The sequence below is a fragment of the Microbacterium sp. str. 'China' genome, assembly GCF_002993305.1.
Classification (GTDB): domain Bacteria; phylum Actinomycetota; class Actinomycetes; order Actinomycetales; family Microbacteriaceae; genus Microbacterium; species Microbacterium paraoxydans.
Map to the genome: position 1 here is coordinate 1128045 of NZ_CP027434.1, position 12606 is coordinate 1140650.

14 protein-coding genes are annotated in these 12606 nt (G+C 70.6%); 6 read left to right on the top strand and 8 right to left on the bottom strand.

The genetic code is table 11. The features are described 5' to 3' along the window. Positions 1–51 precede the first annotated feature (51 nt). Complete coding sequence (locus tag C6C15_RS05340; RefSeq protein ID WP_025103936.1) at positions 52–1248, top strand: AI-2E family transporter; 1197 nt, start codon at positions 52–54, stop codon at positions 1246–1248. After that, positions 1245–2474 (top strand): threonine ammonia-lyase, encoded by a 1230-nt coding sequence (gene ilvA / locus C6C15_RS05345; RefSeq protein WP_025103937.1) that lies wholly within the window; start codon positions 1245–1247, stop codon positions 2472–2474. The genes C6C15_RS05340 and ilvA overlap by 4 nt, the downstream gene beginning before the upstream one ends. A gap of 63 nt (positions 2475–2537) precedes the next feature. Here ilvA and greA read toward each other — a convergent pair whose 3' ends face one another. Together greA and C6C15_RS05355 are read right to left on the bottom strand one after the other, a co-directional pair. Then, entirely contained in the window at positions 2538–3029 is a 492-nt protein-coding gene (gene greA, locus C6C15_RS05350) for a transcription elongation factor GreA (protein WP_025103938.1), read from the bottom strand. Between the two features lie 97 nt (positions 3030–3126). Continuing rightward, on the bottom strand, positions 3127–3513 hold the full coding sequence (locus tag C6C15_RS05355; RefSeq protein WP_060922683.1) for a DUF4307 domain-containing protein: 387 nt from the start codon (positions 3511–3513) through the stop codon (positions 3127–3129). 68 nt (positions 3514–3581) lie between these two features. On the opposite strand from C6C15_RS05355, the gene C6C15_RS05360 reads away from it, so the two are divergent. Next, positions 3582–3869 (top strand): hypothetical protein, encoded by a 288-nt coding sequence (locus C6C15_RS05360; protein WP_234024222.1) that lies wholly within the window; start codon positions 3582–3584, stop codon positions 3867–3869. 7 nt (positions 3870–3876) lie between these two features. On the opposite strand, the gene trhA is transcribed toward C6C15_RS05360, so the two are convergent. Beyond that, complete coding sequence (trhA, locus tag C6C15_RS05365; protein ID WP_105949478.1) at positions 3877–4608, bottom strand: PAQR family membrane homeostasis protein TrhA; 732 nt, start codon at positions 4606–4608, stop codon at positions 3877–3879. Positions 4609–4704: 96 nt separating this feature from the next. Between trhA and C6C15_RS05370 the strand changes: the two genes are divergently transcribed. The 3 genes from C6C15_RS05370 to C6C15_RS05380 all read left to right on the top strand — a co-directional run bounded on the left by C6C15_RS05370 (position 4705) and on the right by C6C15_RS05380 (position 8190). After that, positions 4705–5484 (top strand): isoprenyl transferase, encoded by a 780-nt coding sequence (locus C6C15_RS05370; protein ID WP_060922686.1) that lies wholly within the window; start codon positions 4705–4707, stop codon positions 5482–5484. A 34-nt stretch (positions 5485–5518) separates the two neighbouring features. Beyond that, complete coding sequence (locus C6C15_RS05375) at positions 5519–6649, top strand: aminotransferase class V-fold PLP-dependent enzyme (RefSeq protein WP_105949479.1); 1131 nt, start codon at positions 5519–5521, stop codon at positions 6647–6649. Positions 6650–6807: 158 nt separating this feature from the next. Then, positions 6808–8190, top strand: a complete 1383-nt coding sequence (locus tag C6C15_RS05380) for a PhoH family protein (protein ID WP_105949480.1) — start codon at positions 6808–6810, stop codon at positions 8188–8190. An 82-nt stretch (positions 8191–8272) separates the two neighbouring features. On the opposite strand, the gene C6C15_RS05385 is transcribed toward C6C15_RS05380, so the two are convergent. From C6C15_RS05385 to xseA, 5 genes are read right to left on the bottom strand one after another with little or no spacing between them, the layout of a single operon-like run. Further along, on the bottom strand, positions 8273–9667 hold the full coding sequence (locus C6C15_RS05385) for a class II fumarate hydratase (RefSeq protein WP_062633568.1): 1395 nt from the start codon (positions 9665–9667) through the stop codon (positions 8273–8275). Continuing rightward, complete coding sequence (locus tag C6C15_RS05390; RefSeq protein WP_025103947.1) at positions 9664–10338, bottom strand: carbonic anhydrase; 675 nt, start codon at positions 10336–10338, stop codon at positions 9664–9666. The genes C6C15_RS05385 and C6C15_RS05390 overlap by 4 nt, the downstream gene beginning before the upstream one ends. Next, on the bottom strand, positions 10335–10979 hold the full coding sequence (locus C6C15_RS05395) for a DUF4245 family protein (protein WP_060922690.1): 645 nt from the start codon (positions 10977–10979) through the stop codon (positions 10335–10337). Before C6C15_RS05395 ends, C6C15_RS05390 begins: the two co-directional genes overlap by 4 nt. After that, positions 10976–11209, bottom strand: coding sequence for an exodeoxyribonuclease VII small subunit (locus tag C6C15_RS05400; RefSeq protein ID WP_060922691.1), 234 nt, complete (start codon positions 11207–11209; stop codon positions 10976–10978). Before C6C15_RS05400 ends, C6C15_RS05395 begins: the two co-directional genes overlap by 4 nt. Positions 11210–11245: 36 nt before the next feature. Further along, a complete protein-coding gene (gene xseA, locus C6C15_RS05405) occupies positions 11246–12523 on the bottom strand; it encodes an exodeoxyribonuclease VII large subunit (protein WP_105949481.1) in 1278 nt (425 codons plus the stop codon). Positions 12524–12606 lie beyond the last annotated feature (83 nt).

Consider the following 12606-nt stretch of genomic DNA (forward strand, 5'->3'; position numbering starts at 1 on the left):
TGGCGCGCAGGATGCGTCGAACGGCATACGGCATGACCGTAGACTGAGGCGATGAGCGAGGACCAGCGACCCCGGCTGCGCGATCTGTTCCGTCCGCGCCCCGTGGTGACCGATCGGACCGTGACCACCGAAGCCGACGAGGCGGTGCCGCTGCCCCTGCGCATCACGGCCAGCTACGCCTGGCGCCTGCTGCTCATCGCCGCGGCGGCCGGCGTCTTCATCTGGCTGGTGATGCTGCTCAAGCTCCTCGTCATCCCGCTGATGGTGGGCATCCTCATCACCGCCCTGCTGTGGCCGGCGTTCTCCTGGATGCTGCGTCACGGATTCCCGCGCTGGCTCGCGATCGCTGTCTCCCTCATCGGCACGATCGCCATCGTCACGGGGCTGATGTGGCTCGTGGTCTGGCAGGTGCGCGCCCAGCTCCCGGACGTGCAGCAGCGCACGACCGAGGCCTTCGACCAGTTCCAGGTGTGGCTGCACGACGGTCCGCTGAACCTGTCGGACACGCAGATCGCGAACTACCTACAGCAGGGCCTCGACTTCATCAGCGAGCAGGCGCAGGTCCTCTGGACGGGGGCCCTCGCGATCGGGACGACCGTCGGGCACGTCGCCACCGGCGCGCTGCTGTCGCTGTTCATCCTCATCTGCCTCCTCGCCGACGGCGCCGGCATCTGGCGCTGGACGCTGCGGATCTTCCCCCGGAAGGCCCGTCCCGCCGTCGACGGCGCCGCGCGCAACGGCTGGACGACGATCGTCAACTACGCCAGGACGCAGTTGTTCGTGGCGACGATCGACGCGATCGGCATCGGCCTCGGCGCGTTCCTGCTCCAGGTGCCGCTCGCGCTGCCCGTCGCGGTCCTCGTGTTCCTCGGCTCGTTCATCCCCATCGTCGGTGCGGTCGTGACCGGTGCCGTGGCCGTCTTCCTCGCGCTCGTCTACAACGGGCCGTGGATCGCCCTCTGGATGCTCGTCGTCGTCCTCGCCGTCCAGCAGATCGAGGGCCACATCCTGCAGCCGATCATGATGGGCTCCGCCGTCAAGGTGCACCCCCTCGCCGTCGTCCTCGTGGTCGCGGGCGGCGCGATGATCGCGGGCATCCCGGGTGCCCTGTTCGCCGTCCCGCTGGCCGCGTTCGTGAACGTGGCGGCGGTGACCATCAGCTCGGGATCCTGGCGCACCGGCGTCGGGCCGAGCGGAGACCTGATCTGGAGCACAGTTCCGCGCGAGCGGAGACGGAGGAATCGATGAGCGCAGTCCCCAGCCTGACCGAGTTCCAGGACGCGGCTCGAAGTCTGGCTGAGGTGATCTCGCACACCCCGACGCTGCCCTCCCGGGCGCTGTCCGACGCGCTCGGTGCCCCGGTGCTGCTGAAGATGGAGAACCTGCAGCGCACGGGCTCCTTCAAGATCCGCGGCGCGGCGTACCGGCTCTCCCGGCTCAGCGCGGAGGAGCGCTCCCGTGGCGTCGTGGCGGCCTCGGCCGGGAACCACGCGCAGGGCGTCGCTCTGGCCGCCCAGGCGCTCGGCATCCCCGCGACGATCTTCATGCCGCTCGGGGTCCCCGTGCCGAAGCTCCTCGCCACCCGCGGCTACGGGGCCGAGGTGGTGCTCGAGGGGGAGACGGTCGCCACGTCGCTGCGCCTGGCCGCCGAGTTCGCGGAGCGCACCGGCGCCGTGCTCATCCACCCGTTCGACCACCGCGACATCGTGATCGGGCAGGGCACCCTCGGTCTGGAGCTGCTGGAGGATGCGCCCGAGATCGACACCGTCGTCCTCGGCATCGGCGGCGGAGGACTGATCGCCGGGGTCGCCGCCGCGGTCAAGGCCAAGGCCGCCGAGCTCGGACGGACGATCCGCGTGATCGGCGTCCAGGCGGAGAACGCGGCCGCGGTGCCGCCGTCGCTCGCGGCCGGGGAGCCGGTCGACATCGTCACGCGCCCCACCATCGCCGACGGCATCCTCGTCGCGCGCCCGGGAGCTGTGCCGTTCGAGATCATCAAGGACCTCGTCGACGAGGTGGTGACCGTCTCGGACGACGACCTCGCGCGCGCCATGCTCGTCCTCCTGGAGCAGGCCAAGGTCGTCGTGGAGCCCGCCGGTGCGGCGGGCGTCGCCGCGATCCTCTCCGGACGTGTGTCGGCGACCGGCACGACGATGGCCGTGCTGTCGGGCGGCAACATCGACCCTCTCCTGCTGCAGCGCGTGGTGTCGCACGGCCTCGCCGCCTCCGGCCGGTACTTGACGATCCGCATCCCGCTTCCCGACCGTCCCGGCCAGCTCGCCCGCGTGTCCGAGCTCATCGCGGAGGCGGGAGCGAACGTCATCGAGGCGATGCACACGCGTCACGGCCACGGACTGCAGATCAGCGAGGTCATCCTCGAGCTCAGCGTCGAGACCCGCGGCGCGGACCACTCGGCCCACACGCTCGACACTCTCCGTCGCGCCGGCTTCGCACCCATCGTCGTCCAGGACTGACCCCCGGACGCGCGACACCCCCTCGACCGTGGCGGTCGAGGGGGTGTCTCGTGGTGGCGGGCGTCAGCCCGTGTAGGTCTCCACCTTCACGATCTCGACGCTGATCGAGCGGCCGTTCGGCGCCTCGTACGACGAGGACTCGCCGACCTTGAGGCCCAGGATCGCCTGGCCCAGCGGGCTGGCCTCGCTGTAGACGTCGAGGTCGCTGCCGGCGGCGGCGATCTCACGGCTGCCGAGGAGGAAGACCTCCTCGCCGCCCGCGACGATCGCGGTCACGACGGTGCCCGGCTCGACGATGCCCCGGCTGGCAGGGGCCTCGCCGACCTTGGCGGTCTTCAGCAGCGCCTCCAGGGTGCGGATGCGCGCCTCCTGCTTCCCCTGCTCGTCCTTCGCCGCGTGGTAGCCGCCGTTCTCCTTGAGGTCGCCCTCCTCGCGGGCCGCCTCGATGCGCTTGGCGATCTCGTCGCGACCGACGGTGGAGAGGTGTTCCAGCTCGGCGACGAGCCGGTCGTAGGCTTCCTGCGTGAGGAAGGGGACCTGAGCATCGGTGGACATGACGAAGCTCCTTCTATCGGGATCCCGCCGAGATACCGCGGGGGATATGCCAAGACGCCCCGGCACGGTGCCGGGGCGTCGTCTGTCTGGCATCAGTCTAGGCGACCCAGCAGGTGTTCACCAAACCTGTCGTGGCCTCCGCGACGGTCGGGATGCGCTCCGCCCGGGTGAGCGCATGGGCATCTCCCGCCGGGATCTCCACGATCTTCCAGCCCACGACGCCGAACTCCTCGTCGAGGGCCTCGAGCACGCACACGACGTCCTTGCCCTGGACGCCTGTCACCTGGAAGCGCACGTCGACGGCGTGCTCGTCCACGAGCTCGAAGCCCAGATCATCGGCGTCGACCGCGCTCAGCGACTGGCCCACGATGGACCACGCGAGGGCGGCGAGGAGGAGGAGCGCGACGGCCCCGGCGAGGAACCATGGCCACCGACGGCGGCGGGTGCGGCCATAGCGTTCGTCGAGCTGGAGGGCGGTCGTCACAGGTGGGGTCTTCCGGTCGTTAGGCTGGTGATACCAGGTTATGCGACCTGCGTACGAAAGGCCGATTCATGCGCTTCCTCTCCGAGACCCCGATGCCGACACCGTCGATGACGGTGGCTCCGGAGTCGGTCACGCCGGGCTTCGCCGGCTTCGCGGTGATCGTCATCGTGCTCGTCGCCGTGATCCTGCTGATCTGGGACATGAACCGCCGGATCCGCCGCGTGCGGTACCGGGAAGAGGTCCGCGAGGAGCTCGATGCGGAGGAGGCCGCCCGCGCCGCCGAGAACGCCGCGGACGACGGCCGCACCGCACCGGGCGCACCGGAAGCGCCCGACGAGGAGCCGCGCGAGCGCTGACCCCCGCTCAGGGCGCGCCGAGCGACGGCGACAGCGGGTGCAGGGCGATCAGCAGGCACGCGGTCCAGTGGCACAGGAAGGCGAGGACCGTGCACACGTGGAAGATCTCGTGGAAGCCGAAGTGGCCCGGCCAGGGGTTCGGCTTCTTCAGCGCGTAGACGATGGCGCCGCCCGTGTAGAGCAGACCGCCGACGATCACGAGCACCATCATGGCGACGTTGGCTTTGAGCAGGTCGACGATGTACATCACCGCGGCCCAGCCGAGCAGCAGATACAGCGCGACGTAGAGCCAGCGCGGCGCGTGGATCCAGAACACCCGGAAGAGGATGCCGACCAGGGCACCGCTCCAGACCAGGGTCAGCAACAGCACGCCCTTCTCCGGCGGCAGCGCCAGGGTCGCGAGCGGGGTGTACGTGCCGGCGATGAGCAGCAGGATGTTGGCGTGGTCGATCCGCTTGAGGATGCCCTTCACCCGGGGCCGCCAGTTGAAGCGGTGGTACACGGCGGAGTTGCCGAACAGCAGCAGCGAGGTGGCCATGAAGACCGCCGCCGCCCACTTCGCCGCCGCCCCCTGGGACACGGCGATGAGGACGATGCCCGCGGCGATCGCGACGGGGAAGGTGCCGGCGTGGATCCACCCGCGCCAGGTCGGTTTGATCTCGGCCGCCGCGTCGACGGCCGCCGCTTCGAGCAGCGGCAGCTTCGGGAGGTCGGCGCCGGTCTGGTCGGAAGTGCTCACGAGCTCACTCTAAGCGGGAGCGCATGCCCGTCCCCGTACATGTCCCCAGGTTCTGCACCGGCGCGGAAGGGCGGGGCAGGGTAGCGTAGGTGGGTGATGTCACGCGAGAGCCCGGGGCGGGGACCGCTGTACCGGCTGTACACCAGCCGGCTGCGTCGCCACCTCGATCCGGCCTCCGTTCCGCACCACGTCGCCATGATGATCGACGGCAACCGCCGGTGGGCGCGGCAGCTCGGGTTCGACACCCCGGCCGAAGGGCACCGTGCAGGCGCCGCCAAGATGCAGGAGTTCCTCGGCTGGTGCGACGAACTCGGAGTGCGTGTGGTCTCGCTCTACCTCCTCTCCAGCGACAACCTCCGCAAACGGGACTCGGCCGAGCTCGCCGACCTCATCGAGATCATCGCGGAGCTCGCCGAGGCGCTGTCGCAGAAGGGGAACTGGCGGGTCAAACACGTCGGCCGCTCCGACATCCTCCCGGCGGAGCTGGCGCGTGTGCTCGCCGATGCGGAGGAGCGCACGAAGGACCACACGGGTCTGCACGTGAACCTCGCGGTCGGGTACGGCGGCCGGAACGAGATCGTGGACGCGGTGCGCAGCATCATCACCGCACACGAGGCGTCCGGCGGCACGCTGGAGGACCTCGCGGCGCAGCTCACTCCGGAGATGATCGGGGAGCACCTCTACACGGGCGGCCAGCCGGATCCCGACCTCGTGATCCGCACGAGCGGCGAGCAGCGGCTCAGCGACTTCCTGCTGTGGCAGAGCGCGCACAGCGAGTTCTACTTCGTCGAGGCGCTGGGGCCGGACCTCCGTCAGGTCGACTTCCTCCGTGCGATCCGCGACTACGCCGACCGCGACCGCCGCTTCGGACGCTGATCCGAGGGGCGCGGGCGCGTGTCACAATGACGCAGTGAGCACTTTCGACGACTACCTCGGCACCTTCGACGCGGAGCCAGGCTATCTGAACTGGGCGGCTTTCGGTCCCGTGTCGCCCTCCGTCCGGGCCGAGGTCTTCGCGGACGCGGACCTCCTCGGGAACGGCCGGCCGTCGTCGCTGACGCTCGTGGGGGAGCGGATCGGGCAGGCGCAGGAGGTCGTCGCCGAGCTCCTCGGAGCCGATGCCGCGGACGTCACGTTGCAACCGTCGTCGACCCACGGCCTCATGCAGGCGCTCTACGGGATCCCCGGCACGGTCGTCGCGAGCACGGCGGAGTTCCCGAGCGTGAGCCTCACCCTGGAGCGCGCCGCGGCCGCGTCACAGCACGCGGTCACGCCCCGCTGGATCACGCCCGACGACGGACGGGTCACCCCCGACGCCGTCGCTGCCGTCCTCGACGACGATGTCGTGGCGCTCGCCGTCAGCCACGTCGACTTCCGCACCGGCTATCGGGCCGACCTCGCCGCGCTGCGGGACGTCCTCGGCCCCGACCGCCTCCTCATCGTCGATGCCGTGCAGTCCGTCGGCGTGGTCGACGCGGACTACAGCGTCGCCGACGTCGTCGTCGGACATGGCTACAAATGGCTGCGCGCGGGCCGGGGCACCGGGTTCGCCTGGTTCTCGCCGTACGCACGGGAGCGCATCGCGCCGGTGCTCTCCGGCATCACCGGGACGGCGGCGAGCGGGCTGGTCGTCGACGAGCTGCCCGCCCCGGCACCGGACGCGCGGGCCTACACGATCAGCATGCCGGACACGCTCGCCGCCGGCCGGCTCGCGATCGGCGCTCGGGACGTCAGGGACGCCGGGGTCGCGGCGATCGAGGAGCGGGTGGCCGCGCATGTGGACGCGGTCATCGCCACGGCCGACCACCACGGGATCGCCGTCGTCTCCCCACGCGAGCGCACCGAACGCGCCGGGATCGTCGCACTCGCACCGGAGGAACCGGCGCGGCTCGCCGCGGCTCTCGCCAACGCCGGTCTCGTCGTCACCGCTCGGGGCGGATCCATCCGCATCGCGCCGCACGCCGGAACCGACGCCGAGACCCTCGGCCTGCTCGACGAGGCGCTCGGGGCGTTCGGCAGGGAATCGTTCATCGTCCCGTAACGAATCGCTGGCGTGTCGAGTCCGTGGAAAACCCTCGGGCGGCCGTACCTTCAAGGCATCGGGCAAGGCGCCCGGTCGGGTCGGCCTCAGGTTCGCGACTCGTGACCCCCTGGTCGACTCGTTCGAATAGCCGGGAATCCCCGGGTCGGGAGTGGGTCGTGACCACACGTACAGCGCAGCAGTCCACCAGCACCGCGCAGCAGTCCACCCGTCAGACGCCGAGTCAGGCCGCGGCCGCAGAACCGGATCAGGATCTGCGCACCTACGTCCTCGACACCTCGGTCCTGCTGAGCGATCCGCAGGCGCTCTTCCGGTTCGCGGAGCATTCCGTGGTGCTCCCGGTCGTCGTCATCACCGAACTCGAGGGCAAACGGCACGACCCGGAGATCGGGTACTTCGCCCGCCAGGCGCTGCGGCACCTCGACGATCTGCGCGTCGAGCACGGCCGACTCGACTTCCCGGTGGAGGTCGGCGAGGGGGGCACTCTCCGCGTCGAGCTCGGCAACGCCGACCTCTCGGTGCTCCCGGCCGGTATCCGCCTCAGCGACAACGACAGCCGCATCCTCTCCGTCGCGATGCACCTCGCGCAAGACGGCCAGGCCGTGACCATCGTGTCGAAGGACCTGCCGATGCGGGTGAAGGCGGCGTCCGTCGGGCTGCGTGCCGAGGAGTACCTCGCGGAGCAGGCCGTGGACTCGGGCTGGACCGGCATCGCCACTGTCGATCTCTCCGGCGACGACATCAGCGACCTCTACGAGAGCGAGGTCGGACTCAGCGAGGATGTGCACGGGCTTCCTGTCAACACCGGCCTGATCATCCACTCCGAGCGCGGGTCCGCACTGGGTCGGGTCACCGGTGTCGGCGAGTTCCGGCTCGTCCGCGGTGACCGGGATATCTTCGGCATGCACGGGCGCTCCGCCGAGCAGCGCATCGCGATCGACCTGCTCCTCGACCCGGAGGTGGGCATCGTGTCCCTGGGCGGGCGCGCGGGTACCGGCAAGTCGGCGCTCGCGCTGTGCGCGGGGCTGGAGGCCGTGCTGGAGCGCCAGCAGCAGAAGAAGATCATCGTCTTCCGTCCGCTGTTCGCCGTGGGTGGCCAGGAGCTCGGCTACCTCCCGGGCGACCAGGGCGAGAAGATGAACCCCTGGGGTCAGGCGGTGTACGACACGCTCGGCTCCGTGGTCTCGGGGAATGTCATCGACGAGGTGGTCGAGCGCGGGCTCCTGGAGGTGATGCCCCTCACCCACATCCGCGGACGGTCCCTGCACGACGCCTTCGTGATCGTGGACGAGGCGCAGTCCCTGGAGCGGAACGTGCTGCTCACGGTGCTCAGCCGGATGGGCCAGAACTCCCGCGTGATCCTCACCCACGACGTCGGGCAGCGCGACAACCTCCGCGTCGGCAGGCACGACGGCATCGCGAGCGTCATCGAGACCCTCAAGGGACACGGCCTCTTCGGTCACGTCACCCTGGCCCGCTCGGAGCGCTCCGCCATCGCCGCCCTCGTCACCGACCTCCTGGAGGGTGGCGAACTCAGCTGACCCGTCACCGGCACGATCCGGAGCCGGAGACGACGGATGCCGCGAGGGCCGAAGCCCCCGCGGCATCCGTGTCAGGCGTGAATCAGCCCGGGTGGGTCATCGACAGGAGGTCGAGCTTCTCGTCGAGCTGCTCGAGGGTGAGCTCGCCGCGCTCGACGTAGCCGAGGTCGATCACGGCGTCGCGCACCGTGATGCCCTTGGCCACCGAGTGCTTCGCGATCTTCGCTGCGGCCTCGTAGCCGATCAGCTTGTTCAGCGGCGTCACGATCGACGGGCTCATGCCCGCGAAGGCGGCGGCGCGGTCGAGGTTCGCCTGCAGGCCGTCAATGGTCTTATCGGCGAGCACCCGGGAGGCGTTCGACAGCAGGCGGATGGACTCGAGCAGCGCGGTGCCCATGACCGGGATGGCGACGTTCAGCTCGAACGAGCCGGAGGCCCCGGCCCAGGCGACGGTCGCGTCGTTGCCGATGACGCGCGCGCACACCATCAGCACGGCCTCGGGAACGACGGGGTTGACCTTGCCCGGCATGATCGACGACCCGGGCTGCAGGTCGGGGATGTGCAGCTCGCCGAGACCGGTGTTGGGGCCGGACCCCATCCAGCGCAGGTCGTTGTTGATCTTCGTCAGCGAGACCGCGATGGTGCGCAGCGCGCCGGAGGCCTCGACGAGACCATCCCGGTTCGCCTGCGCCTCGAAGTGGTCCTTCGCCTCGGTGATGGGCAGCTCGGTCTCGGCCGCGAGCAGCTCGATGACCTTCTGCGGGAAGCCGAGCGGCGTGTTGATACCGGTGCCGACAGCGGTGCCGCCCAGCGGCACCTCGGCCACGCGGGGGAGCGCCGACTGCACGCGCTCGATGCCCAGGCGGATCTGACGGGCGTACCCGCCGAACTCCTGGCCGAGCGTGACGGGCGTCGCGTCCATGAGGTGCGTGCGGCCGGACTTGACCGCGTCCTTCCAGAGCTCCGCCTTGGCCTCGAGCGCGACGGCGAGGTGGTCGAGCGCCGGGATCAGGGTGTCGATCAGCGCCTGGGTGACCGCGATGTGCACCGAGGTGGGGAACACGTCGTTCGACGACTGCGAGGCGTTCACGTGGTCGTTGGGGTGCACGGTCGAGCCGAGGATGCGGCTCGCGAGCGTCGCCAGGACCTCGTTCATGTTCATGTTCGACGAGGTGCCGGAGCCGGTCTGATAGGTGTCGACGGGGAACTCGCCGTCGTGGCTGCCTGCGGCGACCTGGTCGGCGGCCTGGGCGATCGCGTCGGCGATGGCGCCGTCGAGCGTGCCGAGCTCCTTGTTCGCCAGCGCGGCGGCCTTCTTGATGCGCGCGAGTGCGGCGATCTGCGTGGACTCCAGGCCCTTGCCGGAGATCGGGAAGTTCTCCACGGCGCGCTGCGTCTGCGCCCCGTAGAGCGCGTTCACGGGCACTCGCACCTCACCCATGGTGTCGTGTTCGATGCGGTACTCGGTGTCGGTCATTCCGAACCCTCCTTGGTTGCGGGGTCGATCCCCTCGGCTTCGATGCCGACCGTGATGACGGGCGCTGCCTCACCCTCGGCCAGACGGTAGTTGGCGCCGACGATGCCGAGACGGCCTTCGGCGACGGCGTTGCTGATGATCTCGGACGACTGCAGCAGGTCGTTGACGGTGTTGCGCAGGTGCTCGCGTCCGACGAGCTCCGCATCGATGTCGGCCACCGTGCCGCCGCCGCTCTCCGCGAGGACCTTGCGCGCGGCAGGGACGATCGGCGCGATGAGCTTCCAGATGTGCGGGGGGAGCGGGTCGGCATCGATGGCGGTGCCGTCGATGGCGGCGCGCACCGCACCGCAGGAGTCGTGTGCGAGCACCACGATGAGCGGCACCTCGAGAACGGCGACCGCGTACTCCAGGCTCGCCACGATGGACTCGCCGATCACCTGTCCGGCGTTGCGCACCACGAAGAGGTCACCGAGGCCGAGGTCGAAGATGATCTCCGCGGCGAGGCGGGAGTCCGAGCAGCCGAACAGCGTCGCGACGGGGTGCTGGGCCGCGGTGAGGTCCTTGCGGCGGTCGACGTTCTGGTTCGGGTGCTGGGGCTCGTCGCGGACGAAGCGACGGTTGCCGTCCTGCATCTGCTTCCAGGCGGCGGCGGGGGTCAGCGGGTGGGTCATCGAGCCTCCGAGACGGTGCGGATCTGGGGGATGAGCGACTCCGCGAGCTCCGCGGTGGAGTCCGCGGAGCGGGAGCCGTAGAGGAGCACGTAGTCGTCGCCGGCCTGGGTGCCGAGGGCATAGGTGACGTTCGCGTCGGCGCCGGCGGAGCCGGGTCGATAGACGTCCCACTCCCGGCCGCCGATACGCACGGTGTCGGTCGGGGCGACGCCGTTCAGCCTCTGCGGGGCCCACGAGGCGTCGGCGTCGAAGGCCTGGGCGAGCTTGATGAACCCGCGCTCGTCCTGTGCCGCGGGGGCGAGGGTGACCTCCCAGACCACGGGGGCTCCGCTCTGCAGTTCGGCGGCGTTCACCCGCCAGAAGTCGTCCGTCTCGGGGACGATCGCCGGGCTGCCCATGGACGACTCGACGTCCGCGGCGATGGCGGCCACGTCGATCGGCTTCGCGGCGACCGGCTCGCCCCGGGGGACGAGCGCGATGATGACGACGACCACCGCGAGGGTCACCACGAGCGCGGCGACGAGGTTGCGGACCGTCTGGCTCGACCGGTAGGCCTTGCTCGACGCGGCCTTGCGTGCCGCGGTCTCGTCCGGCGTCTCCGGTCGACCGAGGTCGGCATTGATCGCTGGACCCTTGCTCATGACGCGTCGCTCTCGTCGGTGGTGGCGGTGCGCGCGGCTTCGAGGCGACGCTTCGCGCCGAGCAGCCACTCCTCGCAGCGGGCGGCCAGAGCCTCACCGCGCTCCCAGAGTGCCAGCGAGTGCTCGAGGGTCGGTGCCCCCTGCTCGAGCTCGGCGACGACCCGCACGAGTTCGTCACGGGCGGCCTCGAACGACAGCGTGTCCACAGGGGTGTCGTTCACGGCGCTCACTCCTCCATCCTACGTCGTGCCCCGGACGCCGCCTGCTCAGGCGCCTTCCGCGATCTCGCCCTCCGAGCGCACCGCGAGCGACCCGCGATCCACCGTGAGGGTCAGGGCGCTTCCCGCGGGTGCATCGGACGCATCGCGGAGGATCACGCCGCCTTCGAGGTGGGCGATCGCATAGCCGCGGGCCAGAGTGGCGGCCGGGGAGAGAGCGCGCAGCGAGGCTCGCAGTTCGCTCGTCCGCCGGCCGGCGTCGTCGAGCTGCCTGGTCACCGCGTCGCGGCCGCGGGCGAGGAGCAGGAAGGTCTCCTGGGCGCGCGTGTCGATGATCGGATCGGGGGAGCGCAGCACCGGACGGGATCGCAGCTGCTCGAGCTGGGCGATGTCGTGCGTGAGGCGCTGGGTGAGGCGGGTGGTGGCCCGGGACCGGAGCTGCGCGATGAGCGCGCGCTGCTCCCCGACATCGGGGACGACGCGCTTGGCGGCATCGGTCGGCGTCGACGCGCGCAGGTCGGCGACGTCGTCGAGGAGAGGGTGGTCGTTCTCATGGCCGATGGCGCTGACCACGGGTGTGGAGACCGCGGCGACCGCCCGGACGAGACGCTCGTCGCTGAAGCCGAGGAGGGTCTGCGGGTCGCCGCCGCCGCGCGCGATGATGATGACGTCGACCTCGGGGTCTGCGTCCAAGCGGGCGAGAGCCGCCAGCGTGTCCGGCACGCAGCGATCGCCCTGCACCGCGGCGTACGCGGTCTTGAACCGCACCTGCGGCCAGCGCAGCTCAGCGTTGCGGTGCACGTCCTTCTCGGCGTCGGAGCGCTCGCCGGTGATGAGTCCGATGACGTGGGGGAGGAACGGCAGGCGTTTCTTGCGGGCGGGATCGAAGAGGCCCTCCTGTCGGAGCTGGACCCGCAGCCGCTCCAGGCGCTCGAGCTGGTCACCGAGCCCGACGTGCTTCATGGCCGAGACCGCGAAGCTGAAGTCCCCGGAGCGGACGAAGTAGTCGGCCTTCACGGCGGCGACCACATGATCGCCCACGCCCAGGTCGGCGGGGAGACGGCCGCGCACGCTCGACCAGACGCGGATGGAGATCTGCGCGTCGGAGCGGGTGTCCTTGAGACGGGCGAAGACGTTGCCGGCGCGGACGTTCCAGGAGGTGATCTCGCCCTCGACCCACACCGTGTTCCACCGTGCGACGAAGTCGCGGATGGTGGCGTTCAGCCGAGCGACCGAGGTCGGCGCCTGCGCGGTGGAGTCGCGGGGGGCGACGGCATCCGCCGGCGGGGTTTCACCCGGTCCCGTCGTCGCTTCGAAGACTGTCATCTGCTCCCGTTCCTGCTCGCGCGCTCACCGGCCCCGTCCAGCCGGGCGACGGTAGAATCGAGGGGTGACTTCGACTGCCGTTC